The organism is Staphylococcus pasteuri, assembly GCF_030547725.1.
Taxonomy (GTDB): domain Bacteria; phylum Bacillota; class Bacilli; order Staphylococcales; family Staphylococcaceae; genus Staphylococcus; species Staphylococcus pasteuri.
Window position 1 is genome coordinate 1 of sequence record NZ_JAUOQO010000262.1, and the last position, 280, is coordinate 280.

The 280-nt window shown below is 37.1% G+C and carries 1 protein-coding gene; it reads left to right on the forward strand.

All coding sequences use genetic code 11. The features are described 5' to 3' along the window. Positions 1-280, forward strand: a 280-nt coding sequence (locus tag Q4528_RS13600; RefSeq protein WP_303522079.1) for a hypothetical protein, incomplete at both ends; no start/stop codon positions are given.

A 280-nucleotide genomic window follows, 5' to 3' on the forward strand; every position in this document is an offset into this window, starting at 1 on the left:
GTGTAAATATAGAGAAAACAGTTAATTTGGTCTATGCCGACTTTGGCTATGGCTGCTCGATAAGTGAATGGCTAGAAACAACTTTGCAGCAATCTTCAGGCCTTAGAAACTCAGTTTATTATGACGTAAACGACTGGACAGAATGTGAATCACAAATGATCGTAGGTAGTGAGGTTGAACAGTCTTTAATTACCAAAAACTATAACAGTTCTGAATTAACTAGCTCTACAGAGCACCTTTACCATACAAATAATGATAGTGGGTTTAGCTACCTTATTGG